Source organism: Stenotrophomonas sp. YJH_SMC_120 (genome assembly GCF_059368675.1).
On sequence record NZ_JCAFRY010000007.1, the window covers coordinates 88451 to 112082 of the forward strand.

29 protein-coding genes and 6 tRNA genes are annotated in these 23632 nt (G+C 64.9%); 18 read left to right on the forward strand and 17 right to left on the reverse strand.

Going from position 1 to position 23632, the window contains the following annotated elements:
- Window positions 1-309, forward strand: a complete 309-nt coding sequence (locus AC5P60_RS11075; protein ID WP_005412388.1) for a hypothetical protein — start codon at window positions 1-3, stop codon at window positions 307-309.
- Window positions 306-758 carry a hypothetical protein gene (locus AC5P60_RS11080; RefSeq protein WP_005412387.1) on the forward strand — a complete coding sequence of 151 codons (453 nt, stop codon included), beginning with the start codon at window positions 306-308 and terminating at the stop codon, window positions 756-758. The genes AC5P60_RS11075 and AC5P60_RS11080 overlap by 4 nt, the downstream gene beginning before the upstream one ends.
- 21 nt (window positions 759-779) lie before the next feature.
- Here the strand turns inward: AC5P60_RS11080 and AC5P60_RS11085 are convergent, their stop codons facing one another.
- From AC5P60_RS11085 to AC5P60_RS11095, 3 genes are all read right to left on the reverse strand, one after another.
- Complete coding sequence (locus AC5P60_RS11085; RefSeq protein WP_125899042.1) at window positions 780-1181, reverse strand: response regulator; 402 nt, start codon at window positions 1179-1181, stop codon at window positions 780-782.
- 88 nt (window positions 1182-1269) lie between these two features.
- Window positions 1270-1602 (reverse strand): hypothetical protein, encoded by a 333-nt coding sequence (locus AC5P60_RS11090; RefSeq protein WP_043033726.1) that lies wholly within the window; start codon window positions 1600-1602, stop codon window positions 1270-1272.
- A 215-nt stretch (window positions 1603-1817) separates the two neighbouring features.
- Complete coding sequence (locus AC5P60_RS11095) at window positions 1818-2147, reverse strand: hypothetical protein (RefSeq protein ID WP_032961796.1); 330 nt, start codon at window positions 2145-2147, stop codon at window positions 1818-1820.
- Window positions 2148-3222: 1075 nt separating this feature from the next.
- On the opposite strand from AC5P60_RS11095, the gene AC5P60_RS11100 reads away from it, so the two are divergent.
- The 11 genes from AC5P60_RS11100 to AC5P60_RS11150 all read left to right on the forward strand — a co-directional run bounded on the left by AC5P60_RS11100 (window position 3223) and on the right by AC5P60_RS11150 (window position 9030).
- Window positions 3223-3384 (forward strand): hypothetical protein, encoded by a 162-nt coding sequence (locus AC5P60_RS11100; RefSeq protein ID WP_154267699.1) that lies wholly within the window; start codon window positions 3223-3225, stop codon window positions 3382-3384.
- A 68-nt stretch (window positions 3385-3452) separates the two neighbouring features.
- Window positions 3453-3623: a hypothetical protein gene (locus AC5P60_RS11105; protein WP_004154558.1), complete on the forward strand. Its 171-nt coding sequence runs from the start codon at window positions 3453-3455 to the stop codon at window positions 3621-3623.
- Window positions 3624-3687: 64 nt separating this feature from the next.
- Window positions 3688-4287, forward strand: a complete 600-nt coding sequence (locus AC5P60_RS11110; RefSeq protein ID WP_005412385.1) for a DNA polymerase III subunit beta family protein — start codon at window positions 3688-3690, stop codon at window positions 4285-4287.
- 52 nt (window positions 4288-4339) lie between these two features.
- Complete coding sequence (locus tag AC5P60_RS11115; protein ID WP_005412384.1) at window positions 4340-4663, forward strand: hypothetical protein; 324 nt, start codon at window positions 4340-4342, stop codon at window positions 4661-4663.
- Window positions 4663-5103 (forward strand): hypothetical protein, encoded by a 441-nt coding sequence (locus AC5P60_RS11120; protein ID WP_005412383.1) that lies wholly within the window; start codon window positions 4663-4665, stop codon window positions 5101-5103. Before AC5P60_RS11115 ends, AC5P60_RS11120 begins: the two co-directional genes overlap by 1 nt.
- Entirely contained in the window at window positions 5100-5282 is a 183-nt protein-coding gene (locus tag AC5P60_RS11125; protein ID WP_032961794.1) for a hypothetical protein, read from the forward strand. The genes AC5P60_RS11120 and AC5P60_RS11125 overlap by 4 nt, the downstream gene beginning before the upstream one ends.
- Window positions 5279-5539, forward strand: coding sequence for a hypothetical protein (locus AC5P60_RS11130; RefSeq protein ID WP_032961791.1), 261 nt, complete (start codon window positions 5279-5281; stop codon window positions 5537-5539). The genes AC5P60_RS11125 and AC5P60_RS11130 overlap by 4 nt, the downstream gene beginning before the upstream one ends.
- A 63-nt stretch (window positions 5540-5602) precedes the next feature.
- On the forward strand, window positions 5603-6223 hold the full coding sequence (locus AC5P60_RS11135) for an antirestriction protein ArdA (protein ID WP_032961789.1): 621 nt from the start codon (window positions 5603-5605) through the stop codon (window positions 6221-6223).
- 241 nt (window positions 6224-6464) lie between these two features.
- Complete coding sequence (locus tag AC5P60_RS11140; RefSeq protein WP_005412379.1) at window positions 6465-6605, forward strand: hypothetical protein; 141 nt, start codon at window positions 6465-6467, stop codon at window positions 6603-6605.
- Between the two features lie 739 nt (window positions 6606-7344).
- The gene (locus tag AC5P60_RS11145) at window positions 7345-7719 is read left to right on the forward strand and encodes a winged helix DNA-binding protein (protein ID WP_005412378.1); all 375 of its coding nucleotides are present in this window, start codon (window positions 7345-7347) and stop codon (window positions 7717-7719) included.
- Window positions 7720-7785: 66 nt separating this feature from the next.
- On the forward strand, window positions 7786-9030 hold the full coding sequence (locus AC5P60_RS11150; RefSeq protein ID WP_049417433.1) for a tyrosine-type recombinase/integrase: 1245 nt from the start codon (window positions 7786-7788) through the stop codon (window positions 9028-9030).
- A gap of 59 nt (window positions 9031-9089) precedes the next feature.
- Here the strand turns inward: AC5P60_RS11150 and AC5P60_RS11155 are convergent.
- From AC5P60_RS11155 to AC5P60_RS11190, 8 genes are all read right to left on the reverse strand, one after another.
- Window positions 9090-9176: transfer RNA gene (locus AC5P60_RS11155), tRNA-Leu, on the reverse strand.
- A gap of 139 nt (window positions 9177-9315) precedes the next feature.
- Entirely contained in the window at window positions 9316-9615 is a 300-nt protein-coding gene (locus AC5P60_RS11160; RefSeq protein ID WP_483693518.1) for a hypothetical protein, read from the reverse strand.
- 220 nt (window positions 9616-9835) lie between these two features.
- A tRNA-Lys gene (locus tag AC5P60_RS11165) sits at window positions 9836-9911 on the reverse strand.
- A gap of 197 nt (window positions 9912-10108) precedes the next feature.
- A tRNA-Lys gene (locus AC5P60_RS11170) sits at window positions 10109-10184 on the reverse strand.
- A 79-nt stretch (window positions 10185-10263) separates the two neighbouring features.
- Window positions 10264-10340: transfer RNA gene (locus AC5P60_RS11175), tRNA-His, on the reverse strand.
- A gap of 188 nt (window positions 10341-10528) precedes the next feature.
- Window positions 10529-11266, reverse strand: coding sequence for a BPL-N domain-containing protein (locus AC5P60_RS11180; protein ID WP_005408266.1), 738 nt, complete (start codon window positions 11264-11266; stop codon window positions 10529-10531).
- Between the two features lie 143 nt (window positions 11267-11409).
- Window positions 11410-11486, reverse strand: a tRNA-Arg gene (locus AC5P60_RS11185).
- A gap of 39 nt (window positions 11487-11525) precedes the next feature.
- A tRNA-Pro gene (locus AC5P60_RS11190) sits at window positions 11526-11602 on the reverse strand.
- A 180-nt stretch (window positions 11603-11782) separates the two neighbouring features.
- On the opposite strand from AC5P60_RS11190, the gene AC5P60_RS11195 reads away from it, so the two are divergent.
- A complete protein-coding gene (locus tag AC5P60_RS11195) occupies window positions 11783-12541 on the forward strand; it encodes a Bax inhibitor-1/YccA family protein (protein WP_005408265.1) in 759 nt (252 codons plus the stop codon).
- 60 nt (window positions 12542-12601) lie between these two features.
- On the opposite strand, the gene AC5P60_RS11200 is transcribed toward AC5P60_RS11195, so the two are convergent.
- From AC5P60_RS11200 to grxC, 6 genes are all read right to left on the reverse strand, one after another.
- Window positions 12602-13351, reverse strand: coding sequence for a sulfite exporter TauE/SafE family protein (locus AC5P60_RS11200; RefSeq protein WP_164207826.1), 750 nt, complete (start codon window positions 13349-13351; stop codon window positions 12602-12604).
- 25 nt (window positions 13352-13376) lie between these two features.
- Entirely contained in the window at window positions 13377-14285 is a 909-nt protein-coding gene (locus AC5P60_RS11205; RefSeq protein WP_033835463.1) for a LysR family transcriptional regulator, read from the reverse strand.
- Window positions 14286-14338: 53 nt separating this feature from the next.
- Window positions 14339-15082 (reverse strand): cysteine hydrolase family protein, encoded by a 744-nt coding sequence (locus tag AC5P60_RS11210; protein ID WP_033835462.1) that lies wholly within the window; start codon window positions 15080-15082, stop codon window positions 14339-14341.
- A gap of 243 nt (window positions 15083-15325) precedes the next feature.
- Entirely contained in the window at window positions 15326-16330 is a 1005-nt protein-coding gene (locus AC5P60_RS11215; RefSeq protein WP_033835461.1) for an isocitrate dehydrogenase, read from the reverse strand.
- Between the two features lie 257 nt (window positions 16331-16587).
- Window positions 16588-16980: a carboxymuconolactone decarboxylase family protein gene (locus AC5P60_RS11220; RefSeq protein WP_483693519.1), complete on the reverse strand. Its 393-nt coding sequence runs from the start codon at window positions 16978-16980 to the stop codon at window positions 16588-16590.
- On the reverse strand, window positions 16977-17267 hold the full coding sequence (gene grxC / locus AC5P60_RS11225) for a glutaredoxin 3 (protein ID WP_004154541.1): 291 nt from the start codon (window positions 17265-17267) through the stop codon (window positions 16977-16979). The genes AC5P60_RS11220 and grxC overlap by 4 nt, the downstream gene beginning before the upstream one ends.
- Before the next feature lie 142 nt (window positions 17268-17409).
- On the opposite strand from grxC, the gene AC5P60_RS11230 reads away from it, so the two are divergent.
- The 4 genes from AC5P60_RS11230 (at window position 17410) to ppk1 (ending at window position 23392) form a co-directional block, all read left to right on the forward strand.
- A complete protein-coding gene (locus tag AC5P60_RS11230) occupies window positions 17410-19056 on the forward strand; it encodes a M48 family metalloprotease (protein ID WP_495201740.1) in 1647 nt (548 codons plus the stop codon).
- 116 nt (window positions 19057-19172) lie between these two features.
- Window positions 19173-19862 (forward strand): phosphate regulon transcriptional regulator PhoB, encoded by a 690-nt coding sequence (gene phoB / locus AC5P60_RS11235; protein WP_005408258.1) that lies wholly within the window; start codon window positions 19173-19175, stop codon window positions 19860-19862.
- A gap of 106 nt (window positions 19863-19968) precedes the next feature.
- Window positions 19969-21300: a phosphate regulon sensor histidine kinase PhoR gene (gene phoR / locus AC5P60_RS11240; RefSeq protein WP_005408257.1), complete on the forward strand. Its 1332-nt coding sequence runs from the start codon at window positions 19969-19971 to the stop codon at window positions 21298-21300.
- Between the two features lie 4 nt (window positions 21301-21304).
- Window positions 21305-23392 (forward strand): polyphosphate kinase 1, encoded by a 2088-nt coding sequence (gene ppk1 / locus AC5P60_RS11245; RefSeq protein ID WP_005408256.1) that lies wholly within the window; start codon window positions 21305-21307, stop codon window positions 23390-23392.
- Window positions 23393-23632: the final 240 nt, after the last annotated feature.

Genomic DNA, 23632 nt, shown 5'->3' on the forward strand with positions numbered 1-23632 from the left:
ATGAACTTCAAGACCATCTACAACCGCGCCAGCGAGCGCCTGGTGCGCGCCTACGAGCGCGCTAAGGGGTACGTAGCGCTACGCATTGCCCTCGCCTCGCAGTGGCTCCTGGAGCGCCTGCGCGAGACCTCCCGTCGCACCTACACCGGCTGGCTGTTCGTCGTCGTGTTCCTGGCGCTGCCCTACGTCGTCCTCGGCGGCCTGTGGGAGCACCTGCGGAATGCCGCGGAGCGCCTGTGGGATGACGTGAACGACATCGAGTGGGCTGCGTTCACCCCGAGCTACTGGCGGGAGCACATCAAGCAGTGACCACGCTGGCCTTTGACGGCCGGCTCGTTGCTATCGACTCGCAGGTCACCGCTGGTGATCTGCGGTACGAGGAGGAGAAGTTCTACCGCACCACCGACACCACCGGGCGCGACCTGGTGGTGTTCGGCGCGGGCACCACTTCCCACATCCAGCGAGCCGTGCGCGAGCTGTCGGAGGGATTCGACGAACTGACCAAGGGCGAGTACACGATCCTCGTGGTCGGCCTGCGGGACAACCCGGTGGCCTTCTACCACGACGGTCTCCCTCTCGACCTCCGGCGCGACTTCCTCGTCGCCGGTAGTGGTGGTGCGATTGCCCTGGCCGCCATGAAGGCAGGCCACAACGCGACCGAAGCAGTCCTCATGGCCTGCTCGACGGACCTCTACAGCGGTCCTCCGGTGCAGACCTACGACACGGTTACAAAGCGTTTCCTAAAACGCCGGACCTGAACTACTGGCGCATGGACGCGCCTAAACAGGAATGCCGATTTGGCGAGTCCTATCAAGGGCGCTCATGAGTTCTTTGATGCGGTACGGCTTCGGGAGAAAGGTCGCCCACTGGTGAGCGTCAGGGAGCTGCGGGTTCGGCACCCCGGACGCGAACATGTAGGGAATTCGGTGCGACAGCAGGTAATCGGCGACGGACATTGATGCTCCGTCCTGCGTCTGGATGTCTAAGATCGCCGCGTGAAATGCTTTCGCCTCTATGCGGTCGAATGCATCGGCAGCGGAGGCGACCACATCGACCTCGTAACCCTGCATCGCCAGGATTTCCTTCAACATCCCTGAGAGGTCAGGATCATCTTCCATGACCAACAACGAGCCGAGCCGACCCTGGCTGTATGCATCCGTAGCCATCGCGCGTTCTCCCACGCCTACGTTCCCCAAACGGTTCGTACCGTACACGACGGCCAGTTAAAAGACAGGAAACGACTCTACCTGAAAGTGAACAGTTCAGCTATCACGCCAATTCTTCATCCTTGAACCACCACATTACAGCCAAGACGACAAACCAAACGATCAGCGGGACGCCAATCGTGAATTCCACGAGTAGGCCTCTCATGTGCTCGTGCTGCGCGGCCTCAGTCAGTGCAGAATCCAGAATTGGCACCGCATCGGCCACCACGCTGTACGAGGTCGTGTCATCGTTTATGACCTCGCGGGTACGTTCGACCAGCTCCCGTGCTGCTCGAAGCTTCGCGTGCTGATATGCGGCGGGCACTCCAGCACAGACCAGCGAGAGGACAGTGACCAGCGCCGCCAAGCGAATGAGGAGGGTATTGAGCGATGCCATAGATGCTCGTTGTAATGTCTATGCCAACCGCTAAGTTTATTCGACCACGGAGCACTGGGAGGGCTTGACAAGGGTGCTATCATAGTAAGACCTAAGTATTACTCTAGCAGGACTATAGAGTTCTATTCATTGGTATTCACCATCAAGTAGAGCTACAGTTCTCCTATGCACTCCTGGGGTGTTCCTCTGTCCTCCTTGGGTGCCACTGCGGCGGACTAGACCTCCGTCCCATCCTTGATGACCCATAGCACCACGCCCGCACCAATCCAAGCGAGCGCCGGGATGCCCAAAGCGAGCTGGAGAAACAGGTTGCGGGAATTGCGGTTGCTGATGAGGTCATTCGTCGCGGCGTCAAACGTCCGCACCGCCTCATCAACCAACACCTGCGGCGAGGCGTCGTTCTCGATGATCTGCTCGTTCCAGGAACGCAACTCCTCAGCGCTCCTTACGCCGGTCTGAAAGTACGCGGCAGGGAGTCCTGCGAGCACTAAGGCCAGGACGGTGATCGCGGTAGCGGTTCTTATCGTGTATCGGCGGGCGTACATAACGTCTCCTCGAAGTGACAGAGGTGGTCGAAAGGTTTGCGGCAAATTTCCGAAGGAGTATCCAACTACTTGGAACGGCGCGATCACCCCCCGTAGGGGGTCGCCCCCTGTAGCGTAAGGCACGATGCGCCCCCTTCGCGTCACCTGCGGCGTCACCACCTCGGCTAACCTACTGATTCCAAAGGTGAACCACCGGATTAGGTATCCAGTGCCTAGGCAATCCCATGCGATACCTGGGCAACCTGCGGACATCCGCGCTCAAACGTTCGCGCCCCTGTCTGTCCCTATCTGTCTTTTTGCCCTGACCGCCACGCGCCCACCTCGGCACCACCTCGGCACACCTGCCGACCACCTCGGCACACCCTGCCCGGCCTATGCCCACCTGCCGCCCACCACGGCCAGCCAATGCGCCACCACGGCCCACGCAAGGCCCGCCACGGGCACCCCTACCGCCCCGCCTATAGAAGCTCCCCACGCGCGCGCTAGGCGCTCCCTGCGACCATCCAAAATCGTTGCCATCGGGGTATTGACAGCCATGCGGGGATTGATCTAATCTATACCCGTCGCCAGCAACACGGCGGCAGCGGAAAAGGCGGCGACAGACGTGCGACCGATGGATCGACAGCACCTAGAGCTTATCCCGCCAGCACTGAGGACTAGCCCCAAAGGCCCCTAAGCGCACCGCAGGTAACGTCCGGCTCAACCATCCCCCTACCGGGAGTGATTGACAAACCGGGAGCAAAAGGGCATAATGCCCACCATCGAACAACGGCCGCAGGGTGCGGTCGGGACAGTAGGAAAGGGGCAGGCAGGAGCGCCGCCCACGGCAGAACGCGGGGAGCTGGGAACACTAGCCGCGCCGGGAAGTGTAAGGGCCGATGAAGGCCGCCACGGATACCGGGTCACCGCCAGAAAGAGCGGGGCCATCTGTACGGGATTCCTAGGCGAGCTGGAGGCGCTCCCGGAAGCTGGCGACGGTCAGATTCCATGCCTTACGAGCATGAGTCTGACCGCCAAAGCGCCCCTACCGTTGTGATGGGGCGTTTTGGTGGTCCGATTCACTGGAGAGCAACCCATGACGATGATCCCGTTTGATATGACCGCCCGCGACTACTACGTGGCCGGTTGCATCCGCCGCGGCATCCGCGAGCACCGCGCCCGACTCAACGAGCGGGAGCGCCAGGCACACAAGAACCGCACCCAAGTTGCGCCTTGTCCATCCCCCGTTGTCATCTGATCCCCTTTCGTCAACCCGGTTTTCCACACCCCGCCGACGTGTGACGGCGGGTCTTTTTTGGAGCTACCATGAGCACCAATGGACCACTGGAGGACTTGCAAGTGCGCAAGCTCACCGCTGAGATTCGCAAGATCAACCGCGAGAGCGACAAGCTGATGATGGAGACCCGGTGGTATCCGCTGGTGGTCGCCACGGCCTTTGTGGCTGGCATCGTCACGCTGACCAAGCTGTTCCTCTAACAGCGCCCTACCCCAATCCCCCGAAGCCGCCGCAAGGCGGCTTTTTTGTTGCCCGGAGAAAGCTATGAACAAAATTCCTTCCGCCCTGATCGCCGCCGCTCTGCATGTGGCCCCCAAGAATGACGTTCGCTTCTACTTGAATGGCGTGCTGATTGAGTCGCACGCCGATGGTGCGATCATCGTTGCTACAGACGGCCACCGCATGCTTGTGGTGCGTACCAGCCTGCCGTGGGACATTGGCAAGATCATCGTGCCGCGCAATGCGTGCGAGCTGGTCGCCAAGATGAAGGGCGATGTCTATTTCAGCGCCGTGGGCGATGCCAGCCGGTTCAAGGCGGAGCGCGGAGGCCAGGCCATTGAGTTTGCTGCCGTTGATGGAACCTACCCGGACTGGCGTGCTGCGGTGTCCAAGCCGAACGAACTCAAGCTGTCCGGATTCGCGCCTGCCGTCCTCGAAGGCGTAGTGAAGGCGGCCGGTGTAATTTGCAAGGCATTCGGCGGCAAGGCCACTTCACTGATTCCGGTGACTGGCGGCGACGTGGCGGCCATGTTCGGTATTGGCGGCATCACCGATCCGAGCATCAGGTGCGCGTCTTTGATCGTCATGCCAATGCGCGACTCGTCATACCCGGAAGCCCTGTGCAGCGACGCGCTCCGCGCTTAACCCGAACCCATCAGCCGCCGCAAGGCGGCTTTTTTGTTGCCCGGAGAAAGCCATGAACCTCGACAACTACGCCCCCGAGAGCGCGAAGCGCATAGCCGTGGCGCTGGTGGATGCCGCCCTCGCCGCTGGTTACTCGCTCGGCGTCTACGACGGCGAAGAAACCACGGTGCGGCACAGCCGCGACCGGCAAGAAGTGTTGGAGGCCCTCGCCTCTACCGACCACGATCACCTGCGGTTCTACCGCCCGGACGCAACAAAGGCGGGGTTTGTGCTCCTGATTTGGGAGAACGGGGACGACGCCGCGAGCGACTGGAGCGACAACGACGAGACCAACGCGCTGGTGATGCCGGTGCTGCGCGGGCTGGGGGTGCTGTGATGGAACTGCGCACCTACGGAACCCGCAACGTGTTCCTGGCACAGCCGGGGCGCTATCACGAACAACTGGCGGCGACCGCGATGACGCCGCAGCAAGCCGAGGAGTTCGCCACCGTGGTCAACCGCGCAATCAGGGATACCGACTTCGACCCCATCGACCTCGCGCAGCTGGCGAGCGGGTGGACGTGGCCCGAGCCGATGAGCACCGCGCCGCTGGGCATTGAGGACTCCGAATTTCTTGTCGAGGTGGCGCGCATGCTGCACCGCCTCTGGCAGGAGGTCGGCGAGCAGTGGAGCGGCGTTTGGGCCTACGACATCGCCGACCCGCTGGGCGGGTGGCTGTCGAGGAACGGCATCAACCACGAGACCGCCGATGGCGTGGCCCGCGCCGAGCAGCAGGCCCGCGCATGGATCGCCGAGGGCATGGGAGCCGCGCGATGAGCTACCGCGAGGAGGACATCTTGTTCGAGACCGAAAAGGCATGGGTGCTGCGCAAGGGGCCGAACCATTTTGAGGTCTACAAAATCGGCCTCACCCACTCGACACGCCACGGCATTTTTCACAACATCCCCGGCGCACTGGATCGCGCCATCGAACACGCAAAGGGCCTGTCGCAATGAGCAATGACAACGAGCTGGCTGTACCTGCCGGTGACAAGCTGGTCACCCTGGGCGACCGATCGGTCTCCTACGGTCCCCGCCAAGAGTTCGACGGGAGCGTCGAGCCTTGCGCACCGATGGCCGCGCAGTTTTGGGGCGTCTACCGCTGGGCCGGTAAGGACCGCTGGTGGTGGATTGCCGACGTGGCCGACGAGGACACCGCCCGCGCAGTGGCCGCCGCCTACCTGCTGAACGTCAAGCCCGATTGGGCGCACTGACCGATAACCACCCCTGATCCCGAGGCCCGCCTAGTGCGGGCCTTCGCATTTCTGGAGCACACCATGCAAATCTACGTTGCCTGCCTTGCCTCATATAACGCTGGCGTCCTGCACGGCGAGTGGATCGACTTGGAGGGACGCGACGCCGACGACGTGCGCGATGAGATTGCCCGCATCCTGCGCGAGTCGCCGCACCCGAACGTGACCGTTGATTGCCCGGATTGCGGCGGTACTGGAACCACATACGTCCCCCGAGTATTCGGCGGGGCGGAATGCACGGCGTGTGGCGGAAGCGGCAAGGTCGCCAGCGCCGAGGAGTGGGCCGTCCACGACTACGACGACGTGTTCGGGGATACCTGGGGCGAGCACCCCGACCTGGACAAGCTGTGCGCATTGCAAGAGCGGCTGGACGAGTTGCACAACGACACCGAACGCGCTGCCTACACGGCCTTCTGCGACCACGAGGGCCTCGACGATGTGACCGTGGAGCAGTTCCACGAAGCCTACGTGGGCCAGTTCGATAGCTGGGCCGACTTTGCCGAGAACTATGTGGACGAATCGGGGCTTCTCCACGGCGTGCCCGACGCCCTCTCCCGCTACTTCGACTACGAGAGCTATGGCCGCGACATTCGGCTCAACGGTGACGCGTTTGAGGTGAGCGGCTTCTACTTCTGGAGCCGCTAACGCCGCTTCCGCAAGACCCTGCGCCAATACAGGTATGTGCGATGCGCCGGCACCGAGCTAGTCCACACCCATACGACTAGGTGAAGGGCCGTAATGGCGACTTCTAAGCGGGGGTCAATCATCGAACGGTCCTTGGGGTCGGGAGTGGCTATCACGCCCTTCAGCCCTAATCATAAGGCCAATCTCGATATTTGGCACTCATTGTTCCATTTGTAGCACTTGCATAACAGGAGACTTACATATGCGTAACGCAGATTTCACCGCAAACTCGACCCTGGTGATCGTCAACGTGGCCCTCCGCGTCCACCAGTTCGGCCCGTTCTTGGTATTCGAGCGGGAGGTTTTGGTCCTGCATGAACGGACCTACGAGGTGCCCGAATGATTCGGACCATCAATTTCGACCATAACGAGAAGCGCGGCGCTCTCCGCGCGATGCTCGGCCTACTCAACGAGCGCGTCCAGTTCTCGGTCGTCCCCGAGGACTGTGGCTGGCGGGTGTCGTATCCGGTCCCACCCGCGGCCCCAACGGAGACCCCGCGGCCATGACTTCACTGCACCAGTCGGGATCAATCTCTCCCGTGGTACTTGATTCCTACGGACGCGCCATCATTGTGGCCTGTAGTCTGCCCGACGGCAGCGTCATGCTGTCGGGCTGCGCATCCGCAGACGACCAGGGGGGCGTTCTCAGTCTATGAGTACGGTGAGACGGACAATAGCCAGCGCGGTAGTCCGCGTAGGGCAAGGACTGTTTTTTGCATCCGTGGTCGGGGCCATTGTGACCCTGGCGGCGATGCTGGCACTACCGTTCTTAAAACACTGAAACGTAAGACCTTTTTGTGGAGCGCAGCCGGGGGTGGCGGCGCATTACAACGCCGTGAGCAGGGGACAGGACGGCCCCTTCGCAGGGCAGAAGTACCTGGACCTGTTCGTGAAAGCCTTTGGATATGAGATCGGAATCGACCCCTCCCCCACGCCTTGGCAGCGTGGTTTCTGGATGGACAAAATTGGCAAGAATGCCATCAACATTGGCTTGGGCCTTGTAATCCTTACATTGCGGCTCCAAGATAGACCCTGATGGTTTCCCAAGGGGGAACCATCCCCTTACGGAAAATGAGCGCACCATGAATCTCTCGCAGAAAGAACTGACGGCCATTCTCACAACCGCACTGTCAGCCTTCCGGGAAGAGATCGACGAGGACATCACCGCCACCCGCATCCTCACCCTACTCGCCGTTGTGGACGAGCCGGGCATTCAGCAGGTGGACCTTGAGCGCGTCCTCGGCGGACTCTCTCCCTCCGCAGTGAGCCGCAATGTGCTCGACCTGTCGTCTATCAAGCGTAACCGCGAGCCGGGGCCTGACTTCCTAGAGCAGCGCCCTGATCCCGCCTACCGCAAGCGCAACCTGATCTTCCCGACGACCAAGGCGCTGCACTGGCTGGCTTCGCTCGCAGAACGTGTCAACCGCAAGGTGACGGCGCGCGTCGCAGCCGCCTAACCCCCAACACCCCGTTGTGCCCCGAGGCCCGCCTAGTGCGGGCCTTTTTCATTTCTGGAGATACACATGGCCCTTCGCCTCAAAGGGACCGCGCCCAAGCCGGGTGCGCCCGATAAGCGCTACTACATGCTCGACGTGCAGGAGGGATACCGGCGCGTGCGCTTGTCCACCGGCACCCGCGACCGCGTGGCAGCCGAGCGCAAGGAGCAGGCGGTCCTCGACGCCCTGCGCGACGACCCCGAGATTGCAGAGGACGCGCTGCGGGAGCTGATTCGGGGCAAGTCCCGGTCGGTGCAGATGGCCGTGGCGAAGGCCAAGGTCCGCCAGCGCACCCTCAAGGACGCGATGGACGACGCGCTGGACGACCGCAACTTTTGGGGCAAGCTCCGGTCCATCGACACCGTGCGTACCAACTGCAAGGTGGTCCAGAGCTACCTGGGCGAGGAAACGCCCATCAACGACATCACGCAGGCCGCGGTCAACGACATGGCGCAGCGCATGCTCGCCGACAAGGCGGCTCCCGCCACCGTGAACCGCAAGATGCAGTGCCTCCTTGCCCTACTGAAACGCGAGAGGAAGGCCGGCCGGTTCTTGGGAGAGCTGCCCGAGTACAGCTTGGCCGACGAGAGGGACAACGCACGCACGTTCGTCCTGAACGTTGAGGACGAGGAATTGATCCTGGCGCGGCTGCTGGAGTGGGACACGCTCCCGAACGGCCCTGCCGGAGGGCACCCACGGGTGCGCGACGGGGCGGACTACCGCGACCTGTTCGTGTGCCTCGCCGACCTGGGCTGCCGCATGAGCCAGGCCATCGGCATCCGGTGGTCCGAAGTAGTCGATCAGGGCGGAAGGCTCCACGTCCGCTTCTGGCGGCACGCTACGCTCAAGAAGGGGCGTCCCCGCACCCTACCCTGCACCGCCCGTGTCGCCGAGGTTCTACAGCGGCGCAAGGACGCCCTGGCGGCCACATCGGACGGCCCCTTCACGATGCTCAATCGCACGCGCGCCGACCGGCTGTGGCAATGGGCCATCAAGGGGACACATCTCGCTTCCGAGAAGGAGTGCGTACCGCATGCGCTCCGCCATACGTGCGCCACTCGGCTGCTGCTGGCGACCGGCAACATCAAGCTCGTGCAGGAGTGGCTCGGACACCGCGACATCCAGACCACCTCAGCGGTCTACGCGAAGGTACTGGCCGAGCAATCGCTCCAAGGCATGTCTGCACTGGAGCAGTTCCGCCTCCCAGCCGCCTCGAACGGAACAGGTGACGTTCCGAGACAGGGATCAATTGCCAAAGCGGGAATCCAATAGGACAACTGACCGTCGCCAGCTTATTTTTCAATCACTTAGGCAATCTGTGCTCGGCCAGATGGTGCGAAAGGCGGGACTCGAACCCGCACGAGGTCACCCTCACTGGAACCTAAATCCAGGGCGTCTACCAATTCCGCCACTTTCGCTTGGCCGGCACAGGCGTTCATTGTCGCAGGCGCCGGCTGGAATCGGAAGGCCTGCACAAAACTGAACATGACAGGCGGGCACATCGTCCGCGCCAAAGGCCGTCCCGAAAGTCAGGCGACCGTTCGGGACGGCAGCCACTCAGTGTTTCGCCGCGGCAGGGGGCGCAGATGCGTCAGCGCCCTGCCCAGCCGCATCCACCTTGCGGATGTCCACGCCACCATCATCGGTGCGACGCAGGTCCACAGCCTCGCTGGCGGCCCCACCCTCCACCAGCGATGCCGGCTGCGCGACTCCTGCGATCGGGCGCGCCGGAACGGCCCCGGTGCCCGCATCGCGCTCGACCGTCTTCGCCGGGTCACTGCCAGGTGCGCAGGCCATCAGCGCCAGCAACGCGAAAGGAACCCACGCCATCCGGCACAGTCGGTTGATATCGGTCATCAGCTTCTTCCTTCTCACATGCGCCCTCGGCGCGGAAGATCCATTGGGTGCGATGAAAGAGGCAATGCGGTGAGAAGCAGCGCACAGCATTGAGAACACTGATGACGCACATGCCCCTGGTTTCAGCACCGCTTCAGTAGATCCACGCCATGCGTGGATGAAGCGCAACCCGGCAAACAGGCAAGAAAAAAGCCACTTGGCGAACCAAGTGGCTTTCGTCTGGTGGGCTGTCAAGGATTCGAACCTTGGACCTATTGATTAAGAGTCAACTGCTCTACCAACTGAGCTAACAGCCCGAAATCGGGGCGCGAATTATGACCCGATCCGCTCGGTGGGTGCAAGCACTTTTTTCAACATCGTTGAAACAAGCGCTGCAGTCCCGCTGCCGCTGCAGAACCCCGCCAGGCGGAGCGCTTCAGCGCGTGATCCATCGAAATGACGGGTTCACACTTATAAGAAAAAAGCCACCTGGCGTACCAGGTGGCTTCTGTCTTGGTGGGCCGTCAAGGATTCGAACCTTGGACCTATTGATTAAGAGTCAACTGCTCTACCAACTGAGCTAACGGCCCGTGAAACTCAGACACACATTGTAGCGTGCATTCTGTTTATTGCAATACCGCTCCGGCGGCGCCGATACGGTTGAAACAGTGGGGTGGCTGAGGGGATTCGAACCCCCGACCACCGGAATCACAATCCGGTACTCTAACCAACTGAGCTACAGCCACCACTGAAACTTCTGCTCCCCTGCCGATGCTGCCAGCAGTGGAACCTGATGCGTTGCGACCGGGTGGGACCAGAAGGCCGTCCCCTGAAGCGAGTCCGGCATTTTCCGGGAGTCGCGAAGGAATTGCAAGCATTTCTTCACATTGATGTGCCGGTCGCCATTCCGCGTCGCGCTGCGCACGCGCCCGCCTCAGCGCCGATCCTCATCCAGCAGTGACTTGAACAGATCGGCCGACGGCATCTGCGAAAGCGGGATTTCCGCCATCTTGAACCACTGCGTCGGCGCTTCCGGATGGGGTCCCGACAGCACCACCCTGCCCTTCCCGTGGCGATACGACGCAGCCGCAATGTCGCCATTGGTGTAGCGGGAAATCACCTTGAACCCTTGGTCGCGTGGCGCCTTGGGCAGGTAGGGACCGTCCTGGAAGTACACCGTCTGGCGGCGCCCGTCCCAGACGACGGGAATCACGGCATCGTCTTCATCCTGCACCGGGAATCCCGGCCTGCCGGCCTCGGCGTCCAGGTCCTGCGCCAACAGGCCCAGATGCGATGCACCGGCCAGGTAGGCCCCCATGCACAGGCCGATGTAGGTTCCACCTGCATCGACGAAACGACGGATGACTGCCGCCCCCTCTTCGCCCACCGCCGCCATCGCGGCGTCGATGTCCTGCCCGCCCCCCGGCTGCACATAGGCCCGGTAGCGCGACGTAGCCAGCGAATCGACATCGACGGCCTCGCCCGGGCCGACGAACACCACGTGATAGTCCGGACGCGAACGATGGATGGCCTGTTCGACGGCCTCCGAACACCCTGGGCAACCGGCCTCGCCGCGGTAGACCGCAATCACTGGGGCGTTGGCGGACGCCTGCACGGCAAGCCCCAGGCCCATCGCCAGCAGCAGACAGCGCGATCGCGCAACGGTGTTCATCAAGGGATGGCTCAGCGCAGTCACCCCGGCATGGGGCAGGCCGACTATGCATCGGCCACGACGGACCAGATTGAATGCGCGCCAACACAGCGCAGGACCAGGCAGAGGCCGGTAACAACAGGACCTGCAGGAGATGGGTGAAATGGCGCGCCCGACAGGAATCGAACCTGTAACCGCCGGCTTAGAAGGCCGGTGCTCTATCCAGTTGAGCTACGGGCGCCCGGACCGGAACGGTGTCCAATCCGACGTGATGTGGGATTGGTCGGGGTAGAGGGATTCGAACCCCCGACATCCTGCTCCCAAAGCAGGCGCGCTACCAGACTGCGCTATACCCCGGTCTTGCAATCCCCTCGGGCCAGGCCCGGGGAGCTGGTCATTGTGGCCAAGCGCATCATGAACTGTCAACGCGGGCGACTCGAACGCGACGCCTGGCACGGCACCACGTGCAGCCATCAGCTATGCTCCCGGTCATCGGCCGGATGGCCGTCCAGCCCCTCATCCGCACGGAGAACACGCATGCGCAGCGGCAACCCGGCTCTTTCCGAGTCGACCTTCCTCGACCTCGCCAGCGGCTCGGTGGTGACCAGCCCCGACCAGGTGATGACTCTCAACGGCACCGCCAACAAGACCGGCATCCTGCTGTTGTTGACCGTGCTGACCGCGGCGTTCGCCTGGAGCCAGGCGGTCGACGAGTACGGCCAGATTTCCGGCAGCGCGAGCCTGTACGCCATCGGTGGGGCGATCGGCGGCCTGGTGCTGGCGTTGATCACCATCTTCAAGAAGGAATGGTCGCCGGTCACCGCGCCGATGTACGCGCTGGTCGAAGGCCTGTTCCTGGGCGCCGTGTCGGCGCTGTTCAACATGAAGTACCCGGGTATCGTGTTCCAGGCCGTACTGCTGACCTTCGGCACCCTGGCCGCCCTCCTGGTCGCGTACCGCAGCGGCGTGATCAAGGCCACCGAGAACTTCAAGATGGGCGTGGTCGCCGCCACCGGCGGCATCGCCCTGCTCTACCTGGCATCGTTCGTGCTGGGCTTTTTCAACATCAACGTGCCGGTGATCCATGACTCCAGCTGGCTGGGCATCGCTTTCAGCCTGTTCGTGGTGGTCGTGGCCGCATTGAACCTGGTACTGGACTTCGACTTCATCGAGACCGGCGTGGCCCAGCGCGCGCCGAAGTACATGGAATGGTATGGCGCATTCGGCCTGATGGTGACCCTGGTCTGGCTGTATGTGGAGTTCCTGCGCCTGCTGTCGAAGATCCAGCAGCGCTGAATCGGAACATGCCATAGATGACAAAGGGCGCCTCTCGTGGCGCCCTTTTTCGTTCCTCCCTCAGCGCGCCAGCAGCGTCGGCAGCGACGAGGCCACCAACGCAATGCCTGATGCGGTCAGCAGGCCCAGTACGACCTGCCTGAAGCGCAGCTCGCTGATGCCGATGTAGACGCGCGCGCCCAGCAGGGTCGGCACCAGCATGGCTGGCGCCACGATGGCGAAGTACGGGAGCATCTGCCGGCTCACCAGGCCACTGCCGACATAGGTGGCCATGGTCACCGCCAGCATGGCCAGATTGAAGTTCTGGATGACCGCGCGCTGCTCGTCCTTGCCGAAGCCGCGCAGCGTGCTCCACAACGTCGGCACCGGCCCGGCGAAGCCGCCGATGCCGCTGAGCACGCCACCGGCCATGCCAGCAATCGCATCACCGATACGGCCGCCAACGCGGACCGGAGGCAACGAGCGCACCATCAGCATCACCGGGCACCACAACGCCAGGAAGCCGCCCAACAGCGCCTTGAACCAGTCCATGTCCAGCTGCGGCAACACCATCACGCCCAGCGGAATGCCGGCCAACCCGCCCAGCACGAACGGCAGCAGCAGGCGCAGGTTGAATCCGCGGCGCACGGTGAACACCGCGACCAGCTGGCCGACCAGCGCGCCGAACACCGACAGCGTGGCCGCCAGTCGCGGCTCCAGCCCCCATGCCCAGAACGACATCGCCACCATGCCAAAGGCGAAGCCGGACAGGCCCTGCACGAATCCGGCGACGATCGCGCCCAGTGCGACCAGCAGATACACCGACTCCATCACCACCTCGATTGCAGCCGCGCGACTACCCTGCCGCGCCCACCTGTGCAGCGTAGTGCGCCGCAAGGTGCTCGACCAGCGCACGCACTTTCGGCGCCAGCGCACGTGCATGCGGATACAGCGCGAAGTAGCGCCGCTGTCCGGCGTGCCAGGCAGGCAGCACACGGATCAAACGACCGGCGCGTAGGTCTTCCTGCACCGTCAGTGCGGTGAACAGGCTGATGCCCATTCCCGCAAGCGCGGCGGCATACAGTGCCGGCGTGGCATCCACGCGCAGGCGCTGGCCAGCCTCGATGTTCATGCTGGCACCACGCGGCCCCTGCAGCTGCCAGGGCGGCATTGACGGTGTGGGACTGAAGCCCAGCAGCGTGTGCTGCGCGAGATCCGATGCCTGACGCGGCAGGCCATGACGCGCCAGGTAGGCTGGGGCGGCCACCAGGATGCGCGAGCAGCTGGCCAGTTCACGTGCGACCAGCTGGCTGTCCGGCAACGCATGCGCGATGCGCAGGGCCAAGTCAAACCCACCACCGACGACATCGACCAGCTGATCATCGGCCGACAAATCCAACGAGACGTGCGGGTAACGCTGCAGGAACGACGGCAACCAATGCTGCAACTCCTGGCTGGCCACGACCTGCGGCACGCTGATGCGTACGCTGCCACTGGGTTGCGCCTGCCCGGCGCGGGCACGGTCGTCCGCCTCCTGCAGGCGGTCCAGCAGCGTTGCCGCCTCGCGGTAGTAGTCGCGCCCGGCCTCGGTCAATGACAGCCTGCGGCTGTTGCGATCGAGCAAGCGAACCTGCAGATGCTCTTCCAGCTGGCGCAGTTGCCGTGACATCGCCGAGTGAGTGGTCCCCAGGCGTTCAGCGGCCGCGGTGAAACTGCCCGCGTCAACGATGGCGCGCAGCGCACGCAGGGCGGCGAAGTGATCCATCGGCGGGCAGCTCCATGTGGCGGGGCCCACGGCATGCGGGCCCCGCCAGCTTATCAAGCGCCGTCGCCGGCCTTGCGCACCGGCAACGCCAGGATCGCGTCGGTACTCATGACATCACCGAAGGCGTCTTCGATCTGCGCCAGCGAGGCATCGTGCAGCGCGCGATGATCGATGCGCTGGCCACCAGCCAGGTCCAGGTCACGACTGGCGCTGGCATCGGACGACACGATCACCCGGTAACCACGGGGTGCGGCCGCCGCGTCGCGCGCGGCACCGGCCACACAAGCATGGGTCTGCAGGCCGGTGACGATCAGGGTGTCGATGCCGGCATCCTTCAGCACCGTGTCGAGCACCGCGGCCGAGCTGCCAGCGAACACACTGACGTTGTCCTTCTGCACGACCGTCTCGCCCTTGCGCGGCTGCAGGTCGCGATGGAAGTCGGCATTGACGCTGCCCTGCGCGAACAGCGGTGCACCGGCCGGCAACACGTGCTGCACGTGGATCACGCGGATGCCGTGGGCATCGGCGAACGCGACCACCCGCTTGGCCTGGCGCAGTGCGGCCACGCCATCGGGAATGACCATGCGGCCACCGGCAAAGCCCGGCGCGGCCTTGGCATCGAAGTACTCGTTCTGGAAGTCGATCACCAGCACGGCGGTCCTCGCTGCATCCAGCGAGGTCGCGACCGGCGCGCCCGCCATATGGCGGATGGTGGGATGGGCCGACTCGGCGGCAACAACCGGAATGGTGGCGGCCATGCCGATCAGGCTGGCCAGGCCGAAGGCGGTGAGATTCATGGAGCGACTCCTGTGCAGTGGAAAGTGGGCACAGGATGCGGAGCGGATGGCGCACGAACCAGCCGTGCAACAGCACATGATCTGTGCGAAATACGCACAAACAACCCCTGTAGACCCCCCCATGGGTGGCTGCGGACCAAAGCCCCGCCATCCACGCATGGCGTGGATCTACGAGTCAGCCCACAACGCAACGGGGCGCCCGAAGGCGCCCCGCTGTGGATTCAACCGAGGTCGCCCGGCCGCTTACAGGCGGCTGGCGATGGCCTGGGCAAAGCTCATGGTGGTGCCGGTACCGCCCAGGTCGCCGGTCAGCGAATCCTTGGCTTCCATGGTGGCCACGATGGCCTTGCGCAGGCGCTCGGCGTTTTCCGGCTGGCCGATATGGTCCAGCATCTGCGCGGCTGCCAGCAGCAGCGCGCACGGGTTGGCCTTGCCCTGGCCGGCGATGTCCGGCGCGGTGCCGTGCACGGCTTCGAAGATCGCGGCGTCCTTGCCGATGTTGGCACCCGGGGCCAGGCCCAGGCCACCCACCAGGCCGGCGCACAGGTCGGAGATGATGTCGCCGAACAGGTTGGTGGTGACAATCACGTCGAACTGTTCCGGACGCATCACCAGCTGCATGCAGCAGTTGTCGACGATCATTTCCTGGAACTCGATGTCCGGGTACTGCGCGGCCACTTCACGGGCGACGTTCAGGAACAGGCCCGAGGTCGACTTGATGATGTTGGCCTTGTGCACAGCGGTGACCTTCTTGCGGCCGGTGCTCTTGGCCAGCTCGAAGGCGTAGCGCACGATGCGCTCGGAGCCCTTGCGGGTGATGCGGGTGCCGGAGAAGGCGGTCTCGCCGTCGGCCGACACTTCCTGGCCTTCGGCCAGGTAGGCACCCTCGGTGTTCTCACGAACGGTGATCAGGTCGACGTTGTCGAAACGCGACTTGGTGTTCGGGAAGGTGTGGGCCGGACGCACGTTGGCGTACAGGTCGAAATGGCGGCGCAGGCTGACGTTGATCGAGGTGAAGCCACCACCGACCGGGGTGGTCAGCGGGCTCTTCAGCGCGACCTTGTTGCGCGCGATCGATTCCAGGGTCACCGCCGGCATCAGGTCGCCGTGCTTTTCCAGGGCCACCAGGCCGGCGTCGGCGTCTTCGTACTCCAGCCCAGTCTTGAGCTGGTCGAGCACGAACAGGGTGGCGTCCATGATTTCCGGGCCAATGCCGTCGCCGCGGATGACCGTAATTTTCTGCGTCATTGATCGATGTTCCGAACAGGGGGAAAAACGCCGTCCGGACGTGCCCGGAGACGCCGGCGCAAAGGAAGTTTCACCGGCAATTATGCCTGAGACGGGGCCGAGGTCCCAAATAGACCATGGTCCCAGTGCCCGGCTCAGGCAGTGTGCCCGCGCGCGTTGGCGGCTGGATCGCGGAAAAGCACGGTAGTGCCGGCCGCTGGCCGGCAACCTCGGCCAGGTCGAGTTCAGGCGATGCCGGCCAGCGGCCGGCACTACCCTCAGTGCTCGTGCGCTGCCGGAGCGCTGGCGCCGCCTTCGAGCTGGTCGAGGAAGTCGACCGCGCGGCGCAGGTGCGGGATCACGATGGAACCGCCGACCACCAGGCCGACCGAGAAGGTCTCGAAGAACTCTTCACGGGTCACGCCGGCGTCCTTGCACTGGGCCACGTGGTAGCTGATGCAGTCGTCGCAGCGCAGCACCATCGAGGCCACCAGGCCCAGCAGTTCCTTGGTCTTCACGTCCAGCGCGCCGGCCTGGTAGGTCTGCGTGTCCAGTGCAAAGAAGCGGCGCACCACCTGGTTCGGTTCGCCCAGGATGCGTTCGTTCATGCGCTTGCGGAAGTCGGAGAATTCGGCGATGCGGTCCTTGCTGCCGTCGTCGGCCGCGCTCATGCCTGGCCCTGCCCGGCCAGCAGCGGCTCGAGCTTGCCTTCACGGTGCAGGGCCATCATGTCGTCGTAGCCGCCCACGTGGACGTCGCCGACGAAGATCTGCGGCACGCTGGTGCGGCGGGTCAGTGCCATCATCTTCTCGCGCTCGGCCGGGTCCAGGTCGATGCGGACCTCGGTCCACTGCTGGCCCTTGCTCTTCAGGAAGTTCTTGGCGGCCACGCAATACGGGCAGACGGCGGTGGAATAGATGGTGATGGCGGGGGCGCCGCCGGCGGTCTGGGCTGTCACGGGAAACTCCACGATGGATCGACGGTCTACATATGGTACCGGTGCGCTGGAAATTCCACGCCACCGCCGCAACACTGTGGGTTAACGAATGGTTGCCCCCTGCCCTGCCACGCTTGGCGCGCCCTGCCCGAGGACCTTCCGCTTGCGAGCCCTGCTGCTGACTACCGCCGTTACCCTGGCCCTGGCCATGCCGCTGGCCCAGGCCCAGGAGAAGCTGCCCGACATCGGCTCCTCGGCCGGCGAGCTGCTGACCCCGGCGCGCCAGGCCGAGTACGGCGCGATGATGCTGCGCGAGCTGCGCAACTACGGCTACCTGCTGGACGACCCGCTGGTGAACGACTGGCTGCAGACCATGGGCACCCGGCTTGGCTCCAACAGCGACCAGCCGCGCCAGCCCTACACGTTCTTCGTGATGAAGGACCGCCAGATCAACGCCTTCGCCACGCTGGGCGGCTATATCGGGGTCAATGCCGGCCTGGTGCTGACCGCCGAGCGCGAGGACGAGGTGGCTGCAGTGCTGTCGCACGAAATCGCCCACGTCACCCAGCAGCACGTGCTGCGCGGGGTCGAACGCGCCCAGCGCGACCAGATACCGATCCTGCTCGGCATGCTGGCGGCGGTGGTGGCCGCGCAGGCCAGCAACAGCACCTCCTCCGGCAACGCGACGATGGCCGCGATCAGCTCCGGCATGGGCCTGATGCAGCAGCGGCAGATCAACTACACCCGCTCCAACGAATCGGAGGCCGACCGCCTCGGCATCCGTACCCTGTCGCGCAGCGGCTATGACGTGGATGCCATGGCCGGCTTCTTCGAGCGCATGTCGGCGGCGATGCGCGGCAACGAGGGCGGCTACAGCGTGCCCGAGTTCCTGCGCACCCACCCGGTCAACATCACCCGCATCAGCGAGGCCAAGGCCCGCGCCGAGCAGATGAAGAAGGACACGGTGCTGCTGACCACCAGCACCCCCAGCGGCGAACGCAAGGAGCGGGTGAATCCGGCCGACCCGGGCCTGGCCGAGCCGCTGCTGCGCGGAAACAACCCCTTGCTGCCCAGCAGCGTGCTGCGCGTTCCGGTCGGCCAGCTGGCCCGTGGCGCCACTGGCGACTTCGAGTGGGCACGCGAGCGCCTGCGCGTGCTGAGCGCCGATTCCACCGCCGAGCTGGAGCGCGAATACGCGGACATGGCCAAGCGGCAGAAGGACGGTCTCAACGACGCCCAGCGCTATGGCCAGGCGCTGGCGGTCATGCGCGGGGGCCGCAGCGGTGCCACGCAGGCCCGGCAGACCCTGGCCAGCCTGCTGCAGACCCGCCCGGACAACCTGTGGCTGGCACTGGGGCTGGGCGAGGCCGAATCGCGTGCCGGGCTGGGCGCGCAGGCCAACACCCGTTTCGAGCGGCTGCTGCGCGAGCACCCCAACAGCCGGCCCGTGGCCCTGACCTACGCCGAGATCCTGAACGAACAGGGCACCCGCGAGGCCGGCCAGCGCGCGCAGGCCATGCTGCGGCCCCTGCTGTCGCAAAGTGGTAACGATCCGGTCTTCCAGCAGCGATACGCCCGCGCCAGCGAGCTGGCCGGTGACAGCGTGCGCGCCAGCGAGGCCTATGCCGAGGCCGCCTTCCTCAGCGGCCGCCCGGAGCAATCGCTGATGCAGCTGCAGGCCCTCAAGCGCAACCCGGCGCTGGACTACGTGGGCCGGGCGCGGGTGGATGCGCGCATCGAGGCGATCACCCCCACCGTGCTGGAGCTGCGCCGCCAGGGCGTGCAGGACCCGGACCTGGACCGCCGCTGAGTGCTGCGTGACCGGTCGATGGCAATCCCGACCGGTTCCGGCCAGGTAGTCACAAACATGTCATCAAACCGTAGTCTACTGGCACCACTCCAGTAACCGAGCCCTACGGTGTCCTCGTGCAGAAACGCATCCTGATCGTCGATGACGAGCCCGCGATCCGTGAAATGGTCGCCTTCGCCCTGCGCAAGGGCGATTACGAACCGGTCCACGCCGGCGATGCCCGTGAGGCCCAGACCGCCATCGCCGATCGCGTCCCCGACCTGATCCTGCTGGACTGGATGCTGCCCGGCACCAGCGGCCTGGACCTGGCCCGCCGCTGGCGCAAGGAAACGCTGACCCGCGAAGTGCCGATCATCATGCTGACCGCCCGCGGTGAAGAGAACGACCGCGTAGGTGGCCTTGAAGCCGGCGTCGACGACTATGTGGTCAAGCCGTTCTCGGCGCGCGAACTGCTGGCCCGCATCCGGGCGGTCATGCGCCGCGCCCGCGAAGACGACGAGGACGGCAGCGTGGCCGTCGGCCCGATCCGCATCGACGGCGCCGCCCATCGCGTGTTCGCCAACGACCAGCCGGTGCCGATCGGCCCGACCGAGTACCGCCTGCTGCACTTCTTCATGACCCACCCCGAGCGCGTCTACACCCGCGCCCAGCTGCTGGACCATGTGTGGGGCGGCAGCGTGTACGTGGAGGAGCGCACCATCGACGTGCACATCCGCCGCCTGCGCAAGACGCTGGAACCGTTCAACGCCGAGAACATGGTGCAGACCGTGCGCGGCGCCGGCTACCGCTTCTCCACCGCGACCTGAGTCTCGTCGTGCCGACGCCGCGCACCCGCAGGTGCCGGCGCCGGCAACTCTGCTATAACCCTCGGTTCACCCCAGTGAACCGCCGCACTTCAACGACGAGATCGCAATGCCCCGCCACATCCGCTCTGCCTGGTTGAAGACCCTGGCCACCGTTGCCGCGGTACTGCTGTTCTCCGGACTGGTGGGGTGGTTCACGGGTCACCTGTGGCTGTGCATCGCACTGGGCGCGCTGGCCACCCTGGCCTGGCATTACTGGCGGCTGCGCAGCGTGCTGCGCCGGCTGACCGCGCGCCAGCGCTGGGACACCGCCGAGGAAGGCACCGGCGTCTGGAACGAGCTGGACCGCCTGCTGTACCGCAACCAGGTGGAAATGCGCGTTCGCAAGCGCCGCCTGCTCGACATGCTGCGCAGCTACCGCGCCGCGGCCGCCGCGCTGCCCGATGCCGTGGTGGTGCTGGACCGCAACAGCCAGCGCGTGCAGTGGTTCAACGAAGCGGCCACCGCCCTGCTTGGCCTGCATCATCCGGGCGACCTCGGCGAGGCGCTGGTCGAACGCCTGCAGCCGATGCCGCTGGCGCACTGGCTGGCCGGCGGCCGCAACGCCGAGCCGATCCTGGACGTGCCCTCACCGGTCGATCCTGCGATCCGCCTGAACCTGCGACTGATTCCGTATTCTTCGGACTACTGGCTGCTGATCGCCCGCGACGTCAGCAAGCTGCTGCGCCTGGAACAGGTGCGCCGCGACTTCGTCGCCAACGTTTCACACGAACTGCGCACGCCGCTCACCGTGGTCCACGGTTACCTGGACATGATGGACCCGGAGGATTTCCCGGGCACCGGTCCGATGCTGGAAGAAATGCGCAAGCAGAGCCAGCGCATGGCCCAGCTGGTGGAAGACCTGCTGACCCTGTCGCGGCTGGAATCGCAGGAGCACAGCGAGGAAGAGACCGTCGCCATGCAGCCGATGCTGGCCACACTACGCCGCGAGGCCGAAGCGCACAGCCAGGGCCGCCACCAGATCAGCATCGACGATCTGGCCGGCGTCGACCTGCAGGGTTCCACCAAGGAGCTGCATAGCGCCTTCTCCAACCTGGTCACCAATGCGGTGCGCTATACGCCGGCCGGTGGCCGCATCGCCGTGGAGTTCCGCCGCGAAGGCGAGGGCGCGGTGCTGGCAGTGCGCGATTCCGGTTACGGCATCCCGGCTTCCCACCTGCCACGCCTGACCGAACGTTTCTACCGTGTCTCCAGCAGCCGCTCCCGCGAAAGCGGCGGTACCGGCCTGGGCCTGTCCATCGTCAAGCACATCCTCGGCCTGCACCACGCGCGGCTGGAGATTGAAAGCGAGGTCGGCAAGGGCTCGGTGTTTTCCTGCCATTTCGATGCCGACCACGTGCGCCCGCGCGAGTCCGCCCCCCTGACTTCCATCGAAGAATGACGCCATGAGCAGCCTCGGATCCCTCCCCCTCCCCGTGAGCCCGGACAACGATCCGTTGCGCGACCCGGCGCTCTACATCAACCGCGAGCTGTCGCAGCTGGATTTCAACTTCCGCGTGCTGGCGCAGGCGATGGATCCGCAGGTGCCGCTGCTGGAGCGCCTGCGCTTCATGTGCATCTCCTGCACCAACCTGGACGAGTTCTTCGAGATCCGCGCCGCCGCCGTCCGCCACGCGCAGGAATTCGGCCTGCCACCGGCACCGGACGGGATGAGCCCGCAGGCGATCCTCAACGCCATCCACGACCGCGCGGCACAACTGGTCGACCAACAGTACCGCTGCTGGAACGAGACGCTGCGCCCGGCGCTGATGGAGGCCGGCATCGGCGTGCTCGGCCGCCACTCCTGGACCGATCGGCAGAGGCGCTGGCTGCGCGCCTATTTCCGCAACGAGATCATGCCGGTGCTGTCGCCGCTGGGCCTGGACCCGGTGCACCCGTTCCCGAAGATCCTCAACAAGTCGCTGAACATCGTGGTGGTGCTGAAGGGTACCGACGCGTTCGGCCGCGCCGGCCATCTGGCCATCGTGCGTGCGCCGCGCTCGCTGCCGCGCATCATCCAGCTGCCGGAGAAGCTCGGCGGGTCGCAGAATTTCGTGTTCCTGTCCTCGGTGCTGTCCACCTTCGTCGATGAGCTGTTCCCGGGCATGGAAGTCCAGGGGGCCTACCAGTTCCGCGTCACCCGCAACTCCGAGCTGGTGGTGGACGAGGAGGAGGTGGAGAACCTGGCGCTGGCACTGCGCGACGAACTGGTCGATCGCGGCTACCGGCCGGCGGTGCGGCTGGAAATCGCGCAGGACATGCCGCGCGAGATCGTGCGCACCCTGCTGCAGAACTTCGGCCTGACCGAGAACGCGGTGTACCGCATCGACGGCCCGGTCAACCTCAACCGCATCATCCAGTTGTACGACCTGATCGCACAGCCGGACCTGAAGTACCCGCCAATGACCCCGCGCACGCTGCGCGACAGCGACGGCATCTTCGAGACCGCGGCGCGCCAGGACCTGCTGCTGCACCACCCGTTCGATGCTTTCACCGCGGTGCTGGACCTGATCCGGCAGGCGGCGATCGACCCCAACGTGCTGGCGATCAAGCAGACCCTGTACCGCACCGGCAAGGATTCGCTGATTGTCGATGCGCTGATCCAGGCTGCGCGCAACGGCAAGGACGTGACCGTGGTCGTTGAACTGCGCGCACGCTTCGACGAAGAGGCAAACCTGGGTCTGGCCGATCGCCTGCAGGAAGCCGGCGTGCAGGTGGTGTACGGCGTGGTCGGCTACAAGACCCACGCCAAGATGCTGCTGATCGTGCGCCGCGAGGGCCGCAAGCTGCGCCGCTATGTACACCTGGGCACAGGCAACTACCACAGCGGCACCGCCCGCGCGTACACCGACATCAGCCTGATCACCGCCGATGCGGACATCGGCAACGACGTGCACCTGCTGTTCCAGCAGCTGTCCGGGCTGGCCTCGAAGATGAAGCTCAAGCGCCTGCTGCAGTCGCCCTTCACCCTGCACACCGGCATCCTCGGCCGCATCGAGCGCGAAACGCGCATCGCCGCCGCCGGCCGCCCCGCGCGGATCATCGCCAAGATGAACGCGTTGAACGAACCGCAGGTGGTGCGCGCGCTGTACGCCGCCTCGCAGGCCGGCGTGCAGATCGACCTGATCATCCGCGGCGCCTGCACCCTGCGCCCGGGTGTGCCGGGCATCTCGGACAACATCCGCGTGCGCTCGATCGTCGGCCGCTTCCTGGAGCACAGCCGCGTCTACTGGTTCGGCAACGACGGCGCACCGGAGATGTACTGCGCCAGCGCCGACTGGCTGGAGCGCAACCTGCTGCGCCGGGTCGAGACCTGCTTCCCGATCCTCGACCCGGAGCTGGCCAAGCGGGTCTACCGCGAGGTGCTGCAGAACTACCTGGACGACAACCTCAACGCCTGGGAACTGGACGCCGACGGCATCTACCACAAGCGTGCCCCGGCCCACGACGAAGCCCCGCATTCTGCGCAGATGGCGTTGATGCAGGGGCTGTAAACCGGTGTGTCGACCAAGGTCGACACCTACCAAGAGCAGTAGGCACCGATTTTGGGCGGGATAGGATCAGTGCCGACCAACGGTCGGCACCCACCATCAGATCGCAGAAATCTGTCAAAGGCGGGGTGGGTCCGCCAACCCACGGATAGCTCGCTTTTGCTGTTGCCGTTGATTCGGCGGGTGCAGGGCGCAGCCCTGCCGCACTCCCCTCTTCCAAAATGTGAAGGCCGCGCGGTGACG